Source organism: Sodalis endosymbiont of Henestaris halophilus, from assembly GCF_900161835.1.
Classification (GTDB): domain Bacteria; phylum Pseudomonadota; class Gammaproteobacteria; order Enterobacterales; family Enterobacteriaceae.
The window spans coordinates 227,252-248,955 of the sequence record NZ_LT897836.1 but is presented as its reverse complement, the minus strand read 5'-3'; the positions used below and the strand labels follow the sequence as shown (position 1 = coordinate 248,955).

The 21,704-nt window shown below is 34.0% G+C and carries 6 protein-coding genes and 1 tRNA gene; 4 read left to right on the top strand and 3 right to left on the bottom strand.

Annotation, left to right across the window (positions count from 1 at the left end; all coding sequences use genetic code 11):
* The first annotated feature begins 611 nt into the window (after nt 1-611).
* From lpcA to HBA_RS00550, 3 genes are all read left to right on the top strand, one after another.
* Entirely contained in the window at nt 612-1,193 is a 582-nt protein-coding gene (lpcA, locus tag HBA_RS00560; RefSeq protein WP_097032122.1) for a D-sedoheptulose 7-phosphate isomerase, read from the top strand.
* Nucleotides 1,194-4,289: 3,096 nt separating this feature from the next.
* A complete protein-coding gene (gpt, locus tag HBA_RS00555) occupies nt 4,290-4,748 on the top strand; it encodes a xanthine phosphoribosyltransferase (protein WP_097032605.1) in 459 nt (152 codons plus the stop codon).
* A 3,865-nt stretch (nt 4,749-8,613) separates the two neighbouring features.
* Nucleotides 8,614-8,689: transfer RNA gene (locus HBA_RS00550), tRNA-Thr, on the top strand.
* 2,642 nt (nt 8,690-11,331) lie between these two features.
* Here HBA_RS00550 and gmhB read toward each other — a convergent pair.
* Complete coding sequence (gene gmhB, locus HBA_RS00545) at nt 11,332-11,904, bottom strand: D-glycero-beta-D-manno-heptose 1,7-bisphosphate 7-phosphatase (protein ID WP_097032121.1); 573 nt, start codon at nt 11,902-11,904, stop codon at nt 11,332-11,334.
* A 3,536-nt stretch (nt 11,905-15,440) separates the two neighbouring features.
* Between gmhB and HBA_RS00540 the strand changes: the two genes are divergently transcribed.
* Entirely contained in the window at nt 15,441-17,165 is a 1,725-nt protein-coding gene (locus tag HBA_RS00540; RefSeq protein WP_097032120.1) for a proline--tRNA ligase, read from the top strand.
* 2,032 nt (nt 17,166-19,197) lie between these two features.
* Here HBA_RS00540 and ptsI read toward each other — a convergent pair.
* Entirely contained in the window at nt 19,198-20,916 is a 1,719-nt protein-coding gene (gene ptsI, locus HBA_RS00535) for a phosphoenolpyruvate-protein phosphotransferase PtsI (protein WP_097032119.1), read from the bottom strand.
* Between the two features lie 50 nt (nt 20,917-20,966).
* Nucleotides 20,967-21,224, bottom strand: coding sequence for a phosphocarrier protein Hpr (ptsH, locus tag HBA_RS00530; protein ID WP_097032118.1), 258 nt, complete (start codon nt 21,222-21,224; stop codon nt 20,967-20,969).
* Nucleotides 21,225-21,704: the final 480 nt, after the last annotated feature.

Sequence of the window (21,704 nt, the reverse complement as noted above, 5' to 3'; positions counted from 1 at the left end):
GCTAACTTTTTGATATTATAGCACATATTAGGTTAGTGCTATGCAGTTATCGTGAATGCTAAAGTGTATGTAAACATTTCAGTAAAAATAGTGGATAACACTGTGTAAATGTTAAATAATGCATTCAAAGATATGAAATATTATATAAGCAATATTACCTATAAGCAACTTTTATAGTATCAAAAGTGTCAGCAAAGGAGATAATCGTTATGTAGTCTTTCCTAATCTTAGGAAAGTAGGGCGTTATTAGCTTTTTAGTCATGTTGAATGCGGTGCTGAATTAAACCGCGTGGTAAAACACCATATACCCCCCTGAAGTTGCTGTAGGTTTATGTTCCCTTAAACTTTAAACGTTCAAAACTTTAACTAAATCAGTGTGTGCCCAGCATTATATATGCTATTTGATAAATATTGCGATAAAATGCTTATCAAATAACAGCTCTGGAGCTATAAGAGTTGTCAATAGCTTATAGCCCCCTTTTTTTATCTTTCAGGATGAAGATTTTTAATGACGGTTTATACAAACTGCTTCTTTGCGATATGCACATTTTTCGGTAAACAAATAAACGTAAAAATTTATACATCCTCCCGTTTTAATTGAAGGAGACTTAATGTATCAAGACATGATCCGCAACGAACTTCATGAATCTTTACAAACGCTACAAAATTTTCTTAGTGACGAGCGCCATATTCAGTATATTGAAAATGCGGCCAAACTGATTACCGATACTTTTAAAGCCGGCGGAAAAGTACTTGCCTGCGGCAACGGCGGGTCTCACTGTGACGCGATGCATTTTGCCGAAGAATTAACCGGTCGTTATCGCAAAAATCGCCCAGGTTATCCAGCTATTGCTATTTCCGATCCCAGCTATCTATCATGTGTCAGTAACGATTTCGGATATGCACATGTCTTTTCACGCTATATTGAAGCGGTAGGTAATCAAGGAGATGTTTTGGTAGGTATCTCTACCTCCGGCAATTCTGCAAGTATTATCCGCGCTATTGATGCCGCGCGCACAAAAGGAATGTGGATTATCGTTCTTACCGGCAAAAGAGGAGGTAAAATAGCTAGCAGAGCTGATGTAGAAATCCGCGTGCCTCATTTTGGTTATGCTGATCGCATACAGGAAATTCATATTAAGGTAATTCATATTCTAATACTTCTAATAGAGAAGAAAATGGTGGTGAAATAACTAGAATCAGTATAAAATGGACAAGAGATGGTTATTTTAAAAGCTATCATTATGATCACTAATGTGTTTAATAGATATTTTTAAATATTTACTTATTACAACTGTGTTGTAATAAGTTTATCTACGTTTTGGCTGGTTGGGTAACCAGCTCTTACAGGGAATTAATATGCAGTATTTAAAAAAACTCATGATTTATTATCAAACCTTTTATTACGTAACTGATGTAAAATAATTTTATTAAATTATGCTCGCAAATTAACTTCGTTCGTGACTGTATCACTGCCGAAGTTAATTTACGAGCATATCCCCCTTCTGAAATTTTGGGTAGCTATATTGTCTGTAGGTATTTAGCTGTATTTTCGGTTAGCGAATATACTGCGACAAAAGAGATTTTTAGTTTGTTACCGCCTATGATATACCCCAACATGGGGTTGTTGTGCAAACCTCTCTCTATTAGATAGAGGTTTGGCACAAGTTTTCTGCAATTTTAAAAAAGTAGGCTATGCCTCATAATGTGGTCACTTTTGTGGTTACGGTGACATATACCCAACTTATGACCAGCAACGAAACTTGCAAAGCAGAAGGTAGAGATAGGGAAACCTATAATTTTCTTACTAATTAGCAATTTAATTTATGACATAGCTAACGGGTCTCAACGCAATATTAGCTTGATATGTATCACATCTTTATTATTAAATATACGACATTGTCAGTATTGAATTATATTAACCTGATTCGGCTTTATTGTTCTGCAACTTAATTACATTACTTACCATAACCAGCATAATAGTGGCGTGCATATTTACTAATTTTAGTATGCGAAAGAGAAAATATTAATTTTAATCAAGTATGTTTATTAACTAATAAAGTTTTCACATAGTGATAAATTTACGCAATTAAAATATTAAGTATATCATAACAGTCTATTACGTAACGATCTACTTAAATAATTATCGTAACGTTTACATTGATATATTATTGTTAGTAGTTATTGTAGTAACTACTATTAGTAATATCATAACAATGATTGTTATGTTATATCTTGCTGATATAAACAGCTAAAATAATTCCAGGCATATAAATTAACTTTGCGTCTTTTTGTATCCAAACCGTCGTAAAATACGTTAACTAAAATGTTCACTAGATAGTTAGTGTTGCTAACAGCATTGCTAATATTCAAATTGTTATGTTTATATTATGTATTATTAAATACGTTAACGACTGCGGCGCATAACGTTACTTGGCAAATATAGCTTCAACAGTTAATATAATTCTTATCCATAACTGACATGTTTACCGCAGCTACTGTGGGCACAGATCTCAATTTATGTTAAGGTGCTCAAAAAACATTTGATGATGTGACGTATGTAACCTACTCCGTAGTGTATTCATTTGACATAGAGCCCTGTTTTTCTATTAAGCTAGTTTAGAAAACTATATTATATGATTTCAGAATGCTTACCAGAGCATTAATGAACGGAGAGAGTGAGTTCTATAGCTAAATAACTTAAGTTGGTAAGCACTGACTATAATTCTTGAGTACTATATCACCCGTTATTAATTGTGCGTTTGGGAGAATTATAGATCATCTTTAATCTTGCACTGAATCAGTATCTCTTCCGGGCTCTTCCCGATCTGCCGATCCGACGGTCGAAGCTTCAAATTCAAGTTCTCCTAATTATTAGGAGATAATGCATAAGCATTCATAAACAAGTTGTAATAAAACCAAATTGATGATCACTGCTCGTCAGTGATTTTAAGATTACTCGCCCGTCGAACGCAGTGTATTACATTAATAAATGTACAGTTTGCACGCTCATTGCTTTTAGATTAGTAATAAAAGATTCTTCTTTTAAATAACGTGTAATCACATTACCGCATGTGTTGGTAGCTGAATGCGAGCGTGAAAATCTCAGCAGTATTGACAGCTGCATATAGTAGCCATATCTGGTCTAAATTTCATTAAAAAGTAATTTCAGTAACGTTTGTTTTGTGGAGATTACTTTTAGTAGTTCTGAAGATTTTTTTTTGGTACTAACCAAAGTTAAGCTATATTCTTACTTGTGAATTCGTCGAATACTAGATACTCATGGATAGTCGATAAATTTTAGGTAAATATCGTTGTGGGGGTAGCATTTAAATAGAACGTATTCTAAAACTGTATTTGTTGCCTGATTCTTTTACTAAAATAGTCGATAGATATTACGTACTAAATAATGCATTGTCGATTAGTTGTCATCTTGTGTCAACTAGGGCGTTTGCTTTGGGCAAACCTAGTAGCAACGTCAATAAGTTGACTAAGCACATACAGCATAACTTTTACTTGCTTGTATGCTGCTTGTTGATAAGCGGACATATTAGTCATCTTCTTTGGGCGTTGTTAGTTCGTATCTTTACACTATATCGTTATTCACATGCTATGCCGCGACGCTTTTCATATAATGACTCAGACGTATAATACTGTGTGGCATGGCATTGAATAACAGGATTAGTTGTTCAGCGTAGGCTTTAGTTAGATGCAACCAGTTATCTAAGTTTTTTAGTTATCGATGACGTTTAATACCAATGCACCAGCCAGGGTTTAATACTATTATCATACGCTGAGTATTATGCTTTATATATCTTTTATTTATTAGATTTATACATAGCAGGATGTGTATGTTATGCGTTATTGTGTTTTTTGTGATTGGCATTATATGCTAGGATGCACTTATATTGCAATCATACTATAATTTGCCTAGTTTAATGTCGTCGACTTGTGCATGAGGATATTGCACATTAATGTTGTTATTGTAAAACTGGTGTAAGTTAAGACATATGGCGATAGACTCCTAGCTGCCTGTGACTAAGTTCAGGTAAGGCACATACCTTAAATTTTTATAATAATATGTGTGGTTACGCCACTATTGGAGGGTTAAGCCGCCTAGTAGTGTTACAACCATTTTTAAAGCCAAAAATACTATTTGATTTGCCAGTGTAACTGAGTTTAAAAAAGATAGATACTAGCCTTTAGACAGCTTAGTCTTTATAATCTCGCGCAATCTTTCCCCTCTAAGATTTTTAGGACGACTCAAGCCGAGGTTGGGAATGAATTTTATGAGTGAGAAATACGTTGTCACTTGGGACATGTTGCAAATTCACGCGCGTACTATGGTCAAGCGCCTACTGCCCGCTGAACAATGGAAAGGGATTATTGCGGTCAGCCGCGGCGGTTTGGTGCCAAGCGCATTAATAGCTCGCGAGTTAAATATCCGTTATGTGGATACTGTATGCGTATCCAGCTACGATCACGATAATCATCGTGATCTTAACGTGTTAAAACCTGCAATAAAGGCTGCGGAAGGATTTATCGTAGTTGACGATTTAGTGGATACTGGCAGTACAGTAAAAACTATTCGCGAAATGTACCCTAAGGCTCATTTTGTTGCCATTTTTGCCAAACCGGCGGGCCGCCCGCTGGTAGATGATTATATAATAGATATTCCTCAGAATACCTGGATAGAACAACCTTGGGATATGGGCATAGTATTTGTGCCGCCATTAGTGGACAAATAGTGGTTTTTACCATCTATCGCGACTAAATATTTTACCTACTTAGTTTATAAGCAATTTACGATCAAAGCTAGTATGCGCTCTATTAACTATACATAAGTATTGCTTAAATGTTTCGGCTTATTAACGGCAATTAGCATGCACGACCTCCATTTTGATATCGCAAAATCTCTTCACATGGGAAGTCTTATATCTATTATAAGGTACAATACAGCATACTATTGTCACTAATCATGACAACTAGTATAAGTTTATCCACTACTAAATTTTGGTTTGACGAGATATCAACCCGTGGTAAATAGAAAATATTGACTTACTAAGCTTCGGTGCCGGCGACTAGATACCTGGATTATCGGGTATAGCGGCTACAACTAGATGTACGAGTAATCGTACTTAGTTCACGGTTGGGTGATAGTATATTTTGAGTAAAGTTGACAGTGACGATAATAAAGCTTGCATTTTACAGCATAGCTAAACTATCCCATCAAGGGAGAAATGGCCTAGCATAAAGCCAATAGTAAACGTTGTGTTACCAACAATGCTTGGTAATAAGCAAAATTTGCTGCATGAAATAAAGCAGTAGGATTTGTAGATCAAGTGAAGTTATGTTATTATTTTTAGTTTACCTCCATCTTAGGATGAGAAATACTTCTCCAAGTGTTTAAATGTATTTAAGCTTAGCACATACTATAAATACGATACCTATCAGTTATTTCAAAACGGCTATGTGTCCGTTAGCCTTTGTGCCTGCTAATTATTGACATTTCCGATTGTTTTATCGAAAAGCTGATTCCTAATTAAGGAATTGTTCCTAAACTATAATTGTATCAAGCATTCACAGAGATTTAGCAAATTTACAAAAAATTAAAACATTACAACTATAACAGTGTAGCACTGTTTGTTTGCTCTTTAAGATTAGCAAGAAGAACAGTCCGCTTTATAGTCTAAATTATTATATAAGCGCTATCAGAACTAAGTTTTTTCTCAGCTTAGAAATATACTTTTATAAAGGTAAGTGCATAGATAACTATTTTCTTCAACTGTTTTGTCGTATACATATAATAATATGAAGCAATAATATGCGGTGTGTTCTTAAGAAATATGGGTTATATAGTTAGCAGATCTATTTTTATGTGGAAATAAATATTTATATTTATTTTAAACAGGTCGTTTTTTTTAATAAAAAGCACATATTAAATAAAAAAAGCATACAAAACCCTAGTTGCATGTAGTGACTAAAAAGCAAAAAAAATAATTTTGTGTCTTTTGTGCTAAATTACTTACATCATCAATGATGAGTATAAAACTGTAGCCTTTGTCGGCGCTAAAAAATAGTGATTTCGTTTAAAAGCTAAATTTTCTGCTTCTGCTTTCCCATTAGTTTTGCTATGCGCTATTAGGCATAACGCTTAATTCCCCTTAGAGATAGGCGACTTGTAAGTTAATAAATGTCCTTAACGACAGGTACTATAATCAACAGTATTTAAATTATAAAGTCAAAATTAGGTGCGTGCTACTGTTTTTATCAGCGTTTTATTCTACTAGTGCGCTAAATGTACTATTTTTTATGCATAGACTTACTACATTATAATTATCCTGTCCAGCTTGGATATTTCCAAAGAGGGTTAAATACTTCTTTAGTATTATAATTCCGACCTGCCACCATATATCTTTCAAGCAGTCAGTCGCGGCGGTAGGTGAAAGCTCTTTATTAAGTTTTAGGTGCAATTATATTCTCGTAGTATCTGTTATAAATTATATCTTGCTAATCAAAATCGATATGGAAGATCATTAATAGTTCTTTAACGACAGCGACACCCAGCGCTCTTTTATGTATAATGATTTTATGTTTAGTTACGCACAATGCTGGTAGACTATTTCTGTAATCAAAGTGGGTGACAAAGATAATTTTCGGCACTAGTAATAATGCTAAACAAGACTGATAAATTACAACAACTGATTAATATAATTTTTAGCTTTTTGCTGCAGAATTGCGCCCTTTCCCGCTATTTTAATTCTTGAAATTGAAGGCATCGACGAGAAACAGAGCAAGATGCTTGGTTACATTGAATATTATTAATGATTTAATAACTGGTGAATAGGTGCATCTTTATTTTTATTGATAAATATGCCGATGAATAGCTGTAAAAGTAATATTATACGGGTAGTTTTATATTACTAAGGTATGTTAAACAATTATAAGAAATTTTTCCTTTGGGTTGTACTTTATATTTGTAGAATAGACGGCTGTGATACTTGCCTATGACATGGTATCAGTAACTATAAAAGTGATGCGCTTAATATGATTGTTGGTTATCTTTTACCCAAGGACATTAATGTCAGCCTGGGTTACGAATATCTGTTAATCTTGATCTACAGTAACGAGATACTCTTTTTAAGAAGCACTAGCGTTTGCGCAAAGTGATACAACAAGCCTTGTTACCAAGTCGGGTTGTATTGACCACGGTGTGCTCATAAAGGATAAAACGGTGGAGTAGATTGCTTACAGTTATATTCTGTGGGATGATAATAGTAAAAGCATACTCAACAGTTAACGAGTATAGAATATCAAGACTACGCAGACGCGCGGCTAGATTGTGTTGTTGCTACCTGATCTTGACCTGTAAATTTAATAGGCGATTAGCTATTTTACTGCATATCTTGTCGCTGAAGCTATTCAGCGTATTTTGCATAGTAGATGTTGTCTATGATAACTTTTATGTCGTGATCGCTGATGATAATTTATTTTAAGAAATAAAAACCCAGCTAATATAACCTTACGGCAAGAGAATATACTACATAAATTATGCTACATTCAATATGATGCAGCATAGTTCATGATGGAATGTAATATCTATTTCCAGAGTAGAGTATTCTATTGCTAAGGCACATTGTATCCTAACTAACGACTTTTTGTACCCCGCTGGGGTACTGTGCTATACGGATATGCTAATACCCGCTTATAGGCATGGTTAGTATAATCTATTCTTTGCTTAACCCCATCTATGAATTTTTACCAATAGAATCGGTGTGTACAATATCTATTGTTATGAAACCATTAGTTTCAGCACAAGCAAGTAATCATCAAAATAATAAAATATAACGTCATAGCTTTTAATTTGCTATAAAGATTGCAGGTATACCACTTACATTATCCTTGATTTTTCTTGTGGTGCTAACCTGCAATATTTAGACACTAGCATCATAACATATTACAATAATACAATCCTTATCTGTTTTACCGCGAGAGAAGTCAATGGACATGACTAATCACTGGGTTTCGCATTCTGAATGTCAAGTTGATTGAATGGCCGTGCCATGGCCGTATAATATATTTGCTATTATAAGTTATTGTAGTACTCATAATTTTATGATTATGATTATGATTATGATTATGATTATGATTATGATTATAATTATAATTATGATTATCACATATTTTATGCGTGCGGATGTCTCCTCAGAGGTTTTTATGTAAAACTATTAATTGTTTTATCGACATTAGACAACTTTATATTGATGTAGATAACATGGCCGCTAGACAATCAGCTTAGCATGCTGCTAAATATGCTGATTATAAATTAACAAAAGCATGCCAGTGGTTTGATTTGTCTCGCAATATATGGGGTTATTGTTAGTTGATTAAAGTGCTGAAAAGCATACGCTGACTACCACTGCGATAGTGGTGGCGTGACTTTTATTACAACGTGAAAATTACGGGAATTAAATGATTTCAGAGAAAATTATCTATGAGTTTATTTATTACTAAGAGATATTACTAATATCCTTCATGAAGTTTTGATTATATCAAAAATAGTTTTGCATAGCCTGTGCATCCTAGATTTATACTAGGATTATGTTGTCTTATGCCGATATAGCTCAGTTGGTAGAGCAGCGCATTCGTAATGCGAAGGTCGTAGGTTCAACCCCTATTATCGGCACCAGTAAAATAGATAAATCAAACTCTCACTGGCTCTAGAAAATAGTTTCTTACTATCTTTTGTCGGAAGTATATCAATCCCTATTATATATTTTGTTAAAGCATTTTGTACTATCTATATGTTTTTATAATACCATGTGTCTCGTAATGCATTTCATGGTTCGCTAATGTTGTGCAAGCTATCTGGCCAACTTGTGTTTCAGGTTATGAGGCCGGAAGATTTCAATACCTGCTAGTTGTAGTTACGCTCGTTCAGCTAGTTAGTAACTATACTAATAGTATTTTGTGTACAGCTTTTGCTGTAACTATCTCTTGAACGCATAATTATGCATTAACAAAAGTCCAGCGGTTAGATTTCCTTACCTAATTGTCTAATTTCTTACAAACTTAATAATGTAAAATAACCTTGTTTGCCTTTCTTGTTTTCACGTATTTATAATACTGAACTGCAATTTTTATTTTATATAAATTTGCGATCACTTTAACTTAGGTAAAGTTTGTTTTATCTACGTAAACCAGCTTCTAATAAAATAAAGTCTAGTATTTATCATTTTCCCAAAAGATCCTCAATGCAGTTAGTCCTTGCTTTTATTAGTCAATGAATATGATTACTTCGTTTATTATATATTTTAGTGATTTGGCACTACTATATGGGCACTTGTTTGTCGGCATCTTAAACGTGTTCTCATAAAGCAAGGTGTATGACTTTTGTTACCAAAAGAGTTGTTCATTGCTGAAATGCGAGACAATATTTTATATGTTCACGCAGTGAACCATCTTGTTTCGATGCGTTGATTATGCGATTTTACGAGGCTATTAATTATTATCGTATTTAATGCGGTTAATATTTTATCTCATTTGTTTATAAAATTATGTTTTATAAAGTATACGCTATTGAGCTTAATTTATCTTTAGCATTATCCATGTTTGTGTTTATTATCAAATTATGAATGTATTGCTCTACCTTTTATTTATTGTGTTAAGATAGTTTTTTATGTGTTTTTAAAAGTAGCAGCTAAGCTAGACTTTATCTTTTTTAAAAACAATCATCTTTACTCATATCTAACGAATACTTTTATCTACCTGTTGTGTAAGTATAATATTAAGTTATTTCTTTATATTGTAAATCACCTTACTATTATAAAATAATTAGGTTGTTTGTGGTAAACTCGCTTTATTGAGCTGTTACTTTGCATACGCTATTTCTTGTCGTATAGTTTCTGACTTTGTAATTTTATGCTTTCATAGCGACTAAATCTCATTATTATAAAGTTTAAGTATGACTTATCATGTCTGAGTGCTGTAATCTTGTTTAGGATAATATTAATTATCTAAGATTAGCAGGTGTGATTAAATATTACAATTTGTAAGGAGAAAATTAATGAAGATCACATTTTAGTACTATGATAGATAAAAGCATTTTAGTTAGTGGTTGAATATAATAAAAGTACAGTTTTTATCTATGATTTATTTACGATGTAAATGGTTGATGTGTTTTATTTAATAAATGTAATTTTTATTTAGTTGTTTTTGTTAGCCAACTTATCAAGATAGTATAAAGTATAAATAACACGCAACAATATCACGCATTGATATTGATTTAATGTGAAATGTACAGTGGTCGTTGTCATGAATGCTATAATCGGGTTTTAGTGCTGTATAATATTTATTGAGTACTTAATAAGTAGTAAGAAATATAAAATTTACTTTTGTTGTAAAGTTTATTACACTACTGTTAAGTAGTAACTTAATTTAAGCATGTTAATGTTCTTCAGCATCTTACATGGCTAGAAAAAGGGAATCATGTGTATTTCTTTAATACCTATTAAGGGAGGTTAATTAGTATCCTTACTCCTTACTTTTTGTTAATTAATTTAAGTTACTAAGATTTTTGCTGTTTACGTAACGATATTTAGGGTGTATTGAGGTAAGTGTGCAACATCCAACACCGAGAGGTATACGTTCTTAAAGTTGTACAAAATTAGCTGGGGCTTCTTAGTCCACGATGGGGATTAACGTCTTCTCACTTAAAGTCTCTTAATAAGTATTTTAATCAGTAAAACATTTAATGTTAAACCTAGGCTGAAAGTAGCTACACTAGTACTTAACTAAAGTCACTAAATAAATAATTTTGTTTTGGTATTTTACTTTCACTTCATGATAACACCATTAGTTGTAGTAGTTATCCTAGTTTATCTGATGGGTATCTATACACTGTTTATTTGGTACCTTTTTGACAAAACAATCTTTTCTGATATTTGTTTTACTTGCACAGATTAGATTTAATGATGTCGTTTAATTTAAGTTATTAGTCGACCCTGTAATTAAGTAAATATTTATTGCTAGAAGCTAATACCAATATTTCATGCCAAAACTAATAGTTTATTTTAACTTTGAACACTTCTTTTATTAACGTCATTTTTTGAGTATTTATACAGGTTATCTAATAAATTATTCAAGGGTATTTTAATTACTATTATAGCATATAATGCTTTCTTTTATTTGGTTTAAACCTTTTTATCTATTTTGAATTTTGCTGTGCCTTTAACTGGTGACAAATGTACTGTCGATGACAATATTTAATAAAAAACTAATTTGAAAATAATAGAGTGTTTGCTTATTTATTAAATAATTAAGCATGATTTATTACATTCTGGTTTGATGTTTTTTAATTGCGTCCGGCAGTGACGCTAAGCTATCAATAACCCAGTCTGATGCCTCAATAGCCTGTTTAGTGACCAATTTACCGCTGCGCACAAGTACTTTAGTACCGATTCCTGCTGCCCTGCCCGCCAACATATCGTCTAGTTTGTCACCGACCATATAAGAAGAAGCCATATCTATATGCATGTGGCATTGTGCGTCCAGTAGCATGCCAGGTTTGGGCTTGCGACAAGAACAATCTTGTCTTAATTTTTTTACTACTGCCTGCGGATGGTGCGGACAAAAATAGATACCATCTAAGTTAACATCATGATCCGCCAGCGACCAGTCAATCCATTTAATTAATCGCATAAATTGTTCTTCGTTAAAACGACCTCGAGCCATCCCGGATTGATTAGTAACCATCACCAAGGAGAAAAACATTTTTTTTAATTTCTGCATGGTTGTAATTACGTCTTCAATAAAATGAAAGTCTGCAATTTTATAAACATAACCGTTATCGGTGTTTATGGTACCGTCGCGGTCTAAAAAAATTGCAGAAACAGATGGTGCCACTACAAGACTCCTAATAACACTTTATCTTTAATTTTGGCATATTATAGCATGGGAAAAGAAACTATTAAAATGATACTTGCTATAATTTAACTGGTATTCCAGAATGATTAACAGGCAAAAGCTTTAATGCTAGTCAGTATTAGGTTGTAAACTTTTGCGTTCATTATTCGTGCCAATGATAAAAATAAGCATAACCACATTATGTTACCAAACATGTAACTCTGGCCGTTCTAACAATGAACGCGCTATCGGATGGTAACTTTCTCATGTATCTACCAGACAATTTTGCTATGTTATCGAGGCATCTTATGTAGGCAAACACCTTAAATACGCCTAGTTAATTTGTTACAAGCATCTCCTTCTAATGCAAAAATTGTTTCATAGCTTTAATTTAATAAAATTTACGGTCGGCAATTGATCCATGACCGTTGTTAGATAAATAAAACATTGCAGCATTTGTATTTACTTTTCTTCGCGCATGAAAGTTGGTAATAACGTGTTGCCATTAGAGTTAAATAAGCTACCTCAAACACTCATCATGTAGTGAGTTGCGAAATAGCTAGAGTTGGTAGGGGTTTAAGATTAAGTAGGTAGCTATCCGGCAAATCTTTCGGGCAAATAAAGAAATAACAGTTTTCCATTATTTCATAGAATAAGTCTAGTCACGATCTCTGCTATATTTAGCATTATCTAGCTATATTAATTAGTGCTTGTTTTTCACATACTTTTGATAAACTATAATTATAGATATCGTAAAACGAATTAGCGATTAAGTCTAGTTTTATCATTTAGGGTTCATGCATTAAACAAAATACAGTAAGAAAAATTTTCCTCATAATAAAACCCATTAACTTAAGCCTGCATTCATTTTATGCTGTATTTGAAAATTTTGCAGGAATATTGATAATTAATTTATATTGTATGTTATTCTGGATATATCCTATATTAAAGCTATAATTTAACAGTCAGTCGTTAGGATTATGTTTATGCAATAATACTTAAATGAACTAAAAGTATTTCTTACTTTCCTCAGATTGTAATAGTACAAGTTTAGATATACTTAGCATAAACATGTAATAATAATTGATGTAATCATATATATTAATTTTGGGTTATCGGAAACCAAGATAAATATTTATTTTGATATTATAACTAAGTTACTAAACAGTAGAGTATTATTATATTGTTAGCTTTGAATAGATATTAATAAAACTACATTGTATTGCCTTAGTATCAAGTTCAAGTAGTAACATATTATGTTATATTATGTTTATAATATCTGTTAGTATAAATTATTGACCGTATTATTATCGATACTTTTCTTTAATTTAGATCTGTTATTGTTTTACTAAAATAAACATTTTCATCACCTATGTAGATATAAAATATCTTGTTAGAAATCTTCTTTGATTTATCAACAGTATTGCGCGCTGTATGTTGCACTATTGAAAAACGTTAACTTAAAACATTATCGATTAATACAATGATGTAGCCCGCAATCCTGTTGAAATTAATGTAAAATATACGATTAGCATCAAAGTAAATGTGTGTAATGGCTTACAATAAGCAGATAACTAAAAGGATACGACAGTAGCTAAACATAGCTAAACGTATAATTAGTGCGTTTTCATATTCACACATTAACAAACAGATATATGAGCAAGATAGATGTTTACATTGACGTTATATATTATAAATATTGTCTAAATCAATGAATAAAGATAATAGCTATAAGATAACGGTAATAGTAAATACTTATGTATCTTATTTTATGGTTTATAAACAAATTAAATAATTGTAAGGACTAAAAGTTAGTGCGCACAAATTGTTTTGGTTAACGTTTATTAACTTAACTAACTATTGCTGCAGTAAAATAAAACCAATTAATACGTAATTAAGCTTAAGTTTAATGTCGATCAGGTATTATTAAATGTAATTAATAATTCTCATAACATTAACCTAGCAGAAAAATAAATTATTATCTTCGCATGTTAAATAATCCGTAATTAGTTATAGCAGTTATCAAAATTACTTACATTAATCAATTAACTTGACGTCTACTTACGCCAGTATCTTTTAAAAGATACTGGCTTACTGTATACTATCCTAGTCATAATATTAAAAATGATATACTCCTAAGTATAAAGAAGTTCTTCCTGGTGTATTATTATGATGAATTAAATAATACCGCTAGTAATTTATAATTTTACCATAAAAGATGAAAGGATTGTGATTGTTAATAACAATTTTGTGGTGCCTAAATCAGATGAGGTTAAGTTTATCTTGTTATTTTCTATAAATTTCGTTAACTGCAGACATGAAAAAATAATTTCAACACCCACATCACGATGTGGGCATTACTTATTTAGTTGTGCTTTTCCCGATAACAAGATATTTCAAGCTAAATTATGGTATGTATCTATTATTGCGTACAATGCTCTGGTGCTAGCTTAATCAGATAAAAAATCAAGAAAATCTAACGAGTAAATTAGTTTGCAATCTGGGAGATGTTTATAATCATACCTAATAAAGAAAGTATTCTACCATGTAAGATTGCGTCGCCTAGCATCACCGCGCTAGGCGACGCAATTGTAGCTCTATTTAGACGCATGAATAGCATAGGCTCCTTGCTTTGTTAATTCCAGATCGTCATCTCTGGAGCTGATTGCTATTAGCATGCTATTTAGGGTATGACTTTCAGCCTTTCTCCATAATTGCCGCTTTTAGTTTATAGAAGTAGGCTTTTGTCTATTACTTAAAGAAAAATTACAAAAATTACTGAATTGTATTAATAGATAATAATGTATTCGAGTTGCATGTATTGCCGTTTTAGAAATTGATTGGCAGCATTGCATGTTCCTAACACACTTTATTTAACTCTTGTTTATTTTGTGTTAAATGCAGAAGGGCAGATAGTTGTGAACAGTGAATTCCCTCACAGTTTACCGGTAATATAGCCGGATATGTTTTTGTTGCTCGCTCATCTTTTCTCTCATACTACTATTGAGTAGTCACTAGTTTAGCTTTCGGAAATGACACTGCTCATCATCTCCGGTTACGTATTGACCGGCCTAATGTTATGAATGGGAAATTGAACTTTTCTTTATTAAATTTAAAAAGTTAACCCATGATGCTTGTGAGTTTGTTGGTCTAAGTTTTTCTCACACAAGAATTTTGAAGATTATTTTCTCCCAGATAGGGTTGTAAATTGTGTGCGCAGGCTTAAGTTTAGTCCAAAGCGCAAGAAACTTTCTGTAATACACACAGGAAGTGTGTAGTGAAAGTGAGGATAATTATACTGCGCTTATTTACCGCTTTGTGGGTAATCCAATGCAGTGGTTTAATGTGCTTTCTATTCATAAATGCTTATTTATTTTCATAGTCGCTGTAGGGTTAAACGAAATAACAAGTAATTTTTGCTGATAATTTTAGCCGCGATCAGGCACTGATAAATGATATTATTTATTAATCTTACTATTGTTACAGCTTATCTACGCCCGTAGAGTGTTAAATATTTTTTGTGGAATTTAATTAACATGCGTACTACTCAATATCTGCTTTGTACTCTTAATACAATGCCAGCTGATGCGGAAGCAGTCAGTCATCAATTAATGCAGCGTTCTGGGATGATCCGTAAGTTGGCATCCGGCCTTTATAGCTGGCTGCCAACTGGTTTGCGCGTGCGGCGTAAAGTAGAAAATATTGTACGTGAAGAAATGAACAATGTCGGCGCAATTGAATTATCTATGCCAATAATGCAGCCTGCGAATTTGTGGCAAAATAGTGGACGTTGGATTGAATACGGCCAAGAACTGCTGCGGTTTACCGATCGAGGCATGCGGTCGTTTGTACTAGGACCCACTCATGAAGAGGTGATAACTGATTTTGTTCGTAACGAAATAATTTCTTATAAACAGTTACCGTTAAATTTTTATCAGATCCAAGATAAATTTCGAGACGAATTACGCCCGCGTTTCGGTGTCATGCGTTCGCGAGAATTTGTGATGCAAGATGCTTATTCTTTTCATATTAGCCAAGATTCTCTTCAGGCAACTTATGACGCTATGTATCAGGCCTATAGCGCTATTTTCACCCGTATGGGGCTAGAATTTCGAGTGGTGCAGGCAGATACCGGCTCCATCGGCGGTAGTGTGTCCCACGAATTTCAGGTGCTAGCTGATAGCGGTGAGGATAATATCGTTTTCTCGACCGCTTCAGACTACGCCGCTAATATCGAATTAGCAGAGGCGGTTGCTCCGGCTGCTACGCGCGCTTTACCGGGTGAAGAAATGCATATGGTGGAGATTCCAGATGCAAGCACTATCACTGAACTATTCGTGAAATTAACACTGCCAGTAGAAAAAACTGTCAAAACTCTGTTGGTCCGCGCTACGGAAGGTGCCTGTCATCCGCTTGTTGCGCTCATAGTACGCGGTGATCATCAACTCAATGATATCAAAGCTGAAAAATTGCTGCAAGTTGCCGCACCTCTTACGTTTGCTAGCGAAGAAGAAATCCGCTTGGCGGTAGGTGTCAACTCAGATTTTCTGGGTCCAGTTAACTTGCCGTTGCCGCTAGTTATCGACCGCAGCGTAGCTGTGATGAGTGATTTTGCTGCCGGGGCTAACGCCGAAGGAAAATATTTCTTCGGCATTAACTGGGAACGGGATTTGCCATTACCTCAAGTGGCGGACTTGCGCAAAGTAGTTAACGGCGATATAAGTCCAGACGGCAAGGGATTTTTGCAAATCAAGCGAGGAATTGAAGTAGGCCATATTTTCCAATTGGGGACTAAATATTCAGAGGTTATGAAAGCTACCGTGCAAGGTGCAGATGGCCGTAACCAAAAGCTTACTATGGGCTGCTACGGCATCGGCATAACCCGGGTAGTGGCGGCCGCGATCGAGCAAAATCATGACAAGCGTGGTATTGTGTGGCCGGAAGCCCTAGCGCCATTCAAGGTTGCTATTTTGCCGATGAATATGCATAAATCTTTCCGCGTAAAAAAAGTATCAGAAGATCTTTATCAGCAGTTACAGGTACTGGGTATTGACGTACTGATTGATGACCGTAAAGAGCGGCCGGGTGTTATGTTTGCCGATATAGAACTTATCGGCGTACCACATCAATTAGTTATAGGTGATCGCAATTTGGATACGGAAGAAATAGAATACAAAAACCGACGCCGAAGTGAAAAGCAGATAATTAAACTACACGCGATTGTTGATTTTTTATTAAATGAGATCACCTGCGCTAAATAACAAGATCTGTTTTATGCGCTTCGCGCATACGTCCGCCATTTAGCATTGTTAACTTATTTTAATGATTTTATGCATAATGAAATTGGGATAAGGGTTAAAAGAGTCTTACCTTCTAGAATATTTTTCATTATCTTAATGATATTGATTGTGATCATATAAATATATATTTTAAAAGCTTATCTAGTAAGAGTGGATAAAACTAATAATGCTATTGCAGGCATTATTAGTTTAAACAGATTATGTAAACACATATTTTAGACATCGTTTTTATGAAGACTCATGTCACCTAAAATATTTTGCAGCAAATATTTTAGTCTTGTTTCTCTTTCGTTGACCTTTATGGTCAACAACTACTCTATAATAACTTTTAACTAATAATTTGTAGATAATTTAGTAAAAGTTATGGCAAAGAATGTAGGGCATCTTAATTACGGTAGTAGATTAATAATTCTAATTATTTATTAAGTTTTACTGATTATAAATAAATTATAATCTAACACGATGTATAGAAAAGGTCCCAAACATAATGATAATTAGTATTAGTTAATGCCTGTAATATTTAAGTAACAGTTAGAAACTGCCAACTGGCAACCTGTTGTTATTTTAGTACAAATTTACTGTCAGGATTAATTAGTGTGTGTACGCTTTCTTTGGCGACGTTGATTGTTTAGATTTTGAAATCCGGTTAAAGATATCAATTGTATGTAACAAGAATTTCTTAAATATTTTAAGTTGGGCTATTAATGATATTGGCCTTACTTATTATTTAGTTGGCATGTGATACTTAGTTAAATTTTTCATAAGTGCTTTAATAAAAATATTTATTGATATACTTCAACTAGAAGAATTCAAACAAATCTTAGCTTTACTAAGCTATCAGTAAATGAGTAGAAATATTTGTCTAGCTTGGCATGAGAAAACTTCTCTAGAATTGCTATGAAATTTTTTAAAATGAAATTAAAACTTATAAAGAAAAGAAAAAAGATATAAGGCTTTAAAAGAGATGGTAACATGATGACACAACTACAGCATTAATGATAAAGTCATTAATTCAATAATTATTGGTAATTTAGAAGTTGAGACGAAATATCTAAATATATCGCTGTGCTATATTTTAATGTTTATAGTCGCAGTAGTTATTGCTTACATGATATTTTGGTATCAATAAATTAATGCTTATGCTTTTATTCAACTAAACGAAATTTTGTGAAAGATTTCTGTGATATTATCTGGAACTGTTTCTATGCTGCATAGATAAAGAAATATTTTATTTATTAAGATGATATAATGAACATATCGGTTAATAATTTTTCGTTACGAAGCTTAGCTTTTACTAGGGTTGGAGCGCTGATTACCCCTCAGCTGTTGTACGACGATTACATCAAAGATAATCATAAGTATGATGAGCTTTAGAAGATGAAGTTATCGATCAACGTTCAAACTTTCTTTATGTCCAGGTTAGTCAGTCGAAACTTATAAAGACTGAACAGTCAGACTGTAGATTTTTTATTATGTCCAAAATGTGGACAATCAGCGTTCGCCCACCCTACCCTAATTCTGTAGGACACTTTAATTATTGCTGTAATTTTATCTACGTTTTTAATTAACACATTAGTAAGGTTTTATTTTACTGCTAGTAACAGGGCATATAGAGGATTTTATTACAAAATCATTTTTTATACATTTTCTGTTTCAGTAACACGGAAGGGGAAATCCTTTAATAGACGGATAGAGATTAATACCATTGCCTTATATGATAGAGGTATCGTTATTAAATTTAAAATTTTGCCTCCCTTACCAAATACCTGTGTAGTCATATAATTCCTTTAGGTTTGATAGCTACTGCATCGCCTACTATTTTAGTAGAACGACGTTAAAATATTTAATGTATTTGCAATAACTATTACAATACATGTAATTCTTTCAATACGTTATGTATCTTTACATTATTAAAAACCTAATGTTTGAGCGTATTTAACAAGCTATGGTCTTCTTTTAAGTATTTAAACCAAGTTAGTATTCTTATACTAATTTAGTGTTTTTTAATAAACTTATTGACGACATCCATTAATTCTTTCTCTGTAGGTTGCATTAACGCTTCTTCTGCTAATTCTTGGGTGTTAATAAAATTAGAGTTGCGAATAATTTTTTTTATGCGTGGAATAGAGACGGCATTCATGCTAAATTCATCTAGTCCCATCCCTAATAACAGTAATGTAGCACGCTCATCTCCCGCAAGCTCGCCACACATCCCAGTCCATTTCCCTGCTGCGTGAGATGCATCAATGACATGCTTAATTAATGTTAGTACTGTTGGAGACATGGGATTATATAGATGAGAAATGCGTGCATTACTTCGATCGACCGCAAGAGTATACTGAGTTAAGTCGTTTGTCCCAAGACTAAAAAAATCTACTTCTTGTGCAAGATGATGCGCAATAACTGCGGCTGCTGGTGTTTCCACCATCACGCCGACTTTGATTCCTTCGTCGAAGGACTTACCCTCTTCATACAGCTGCTCTTTTAACATAGATAGCTCATATTTTAAGGTGCGAACTTCTTCAACGGAAATAATCATTGGATACATGATACGCAATTTGCCGAACGCTGAGGCGCGCAAAATAGCTCGCAATTGTGCATGCAATATCTCTTTACGGTCTAGTCCGATACGGATGGCTCGCCAACCAAGAAAGGGGTTGTCTTCTTTAGGTAAATTCATATAAGGCAAATCTTTATCTCCCCCGATATCCATCGTGCGCACAATAATCGATCTGTATGGCATTGATTCTGCCACCGCTTTGTACGCCTGGAACTGTTCTTCTTCGCTGGGTAATGAATCACGGTCCATAAACAAAAACTCGGTACGATATAATCCAACTCCTTCCGCGCCGTTGCGTTGAGCGCCTACCACGTCGCGCACGGTACCGATATTAGCGCAGATTGTCACTTTATGGCCGTCAAGCGTCACGGCGGGCAAATCTTTGAGATTAGCAAATTCGCTTTTCTCAGCGATGTATTTGTTTTGTAGAAATTTTAGTTTTTTAATCACCGCAGGTTCGGGATTGATATAAATTTGGTTGTTTATAGCGTCTAGAATTAAATAATCTCCGTTAACGACTTTATGGGTAATGTTACCGGTCCCAACGATAGCCGGTAGTTCCAACGAGCGTGCCATAATAGCAGTATGCGAGGTTTTGCCGCCGATATCAGTAACAAAACCTAACACTTTATCTAAATTAAGTTGCGCAGTTTCTGAAGGCGTTAAGTCTGCAGCTACTAGCACGACTTCTTCATTGATAATGCTTAGGTCAATAATAGGTATGGCAAGAATATTGCGCAGTAAACGTTGACCGATATCGCGTACGTCTGTAGCACGTTCTTTAAGATATTCATCGTTAATTTCTTCCAGCGCTTTGGCCTGCATTTGAATTACGGAATATACGGCGGCATCTGCGCGTGCGAAGTCTTTTTTGATAAGGGCTATAATATCTCGCTCAAGTTCTTCGTCTTCCAATAACATGAGATGGCCATCCAAGATGGTAATTTTTTCTTTACCTAAGGTTTCACCTGCTTTGGTTTTTATCGCTTCTAACTGAGCCAAGGCTTTAGCGCGGCCAGAAAGAAAACGTTTAATTTCCTGTTCGACTTGATCCGCGGAAATTTTTTCCCGGTTGATGACAAGCTCATCTTCCTTGAGTAACAGCGCCTTACCAAAGGCGATGCCCGGTGATGCTAAAATTCCTGAAATCATAACTGTACCTTATTCATGACTCATGTTAGCCGGAAAGACCATACTATATTTTACTCAAGTTCTGCCATTAGTTTAACCAAATGTTCTACTGCCTTTTGTTCGTCTTTACCTTCCGCGGTGATAGTAATCACGGTACCCTCTGTCATACCAAGGGTTTGTAGTTTGAATAGGCTTTTCGCACTGGCGCTTTTGCCATTAACGGTTACGGTTATTTCGGAACTAAAGCTTTTAGCTTTCTTGACAAATTGGGTGGCGGGACGGGTATGCAGACCATTAGGAGCAGTAATTATAGCTTCTTGCTGGTACATTTTATTTCCCCAAACTTTCTAAATTGATGTCATTGCTATGGGGCTAAAGTTTAACTTAAATTTTTTACTTTAGCCTACTATGGTTTTGATAGAGTTTGCGGCGCGATCGCAGGACATACAGCATCTTAATTTGTTTGATTGTATTAATTGTTAAATTATGCCTTGTAAGCGCATAAACACTGTTAACATAAATCATGATGCCGTTTTTGCCTGACAGCCATAGGCTAGTAATACTTTCTGTTAACTCTATGATAAATAGTTTAGTTAATTTCATATTCTGAAATAATTGTCTGCTTAAATACAAGATAGGATCAATAAAATCAATTCTTACTAAGTTTAAAATATGATCTATTCCACAAAAAGTATCCAAGGCGCCGCTTTTTTAACAAAGCGGCTATAGCGTTTATGATTGTAATTGAGGGAAAGTACACACCTCTGCAAACAGTGCATTTCTAAGATAGCGCCGCTAGAGAATGGGTA

Bases quoted from the DNA above. Each gene is read 5' to 3' on its own strand.
- lpcA (WP_097032122.1), top strand. From the start codon at position 612: ATGTATCAAGACATGATCCGCAACGAACTTCATGAATCTTTACAAACG.
- gpt (WP_097032605.1), top strand. From the start codon at position 4,290: ATGAGTGAGAAATACGTTGTCACTTGGGACATGTTGCAAATTCACGCG.
- HBA_RS00540 (WP_097032120.1), top strand. From the start codon at position 15,441: ATGCGTACTACTCAATATCTGCTTTGTACTCTTAATACAATGCCAGCT.
- ptsI (WP_097032119.1), bottom strand. From the start codon at position 20,916: ATGATTTCAGGAATTTTAGCATCACCGGGCATCGCCTTTGGTAAGGCG.
- ptsH (WP_097032118.1), bottom strand. From the start codon at position 21,224: ATGTACCAGCAAGAAGCTATAATTACTGCTCCTAATGGTCTGCATACC.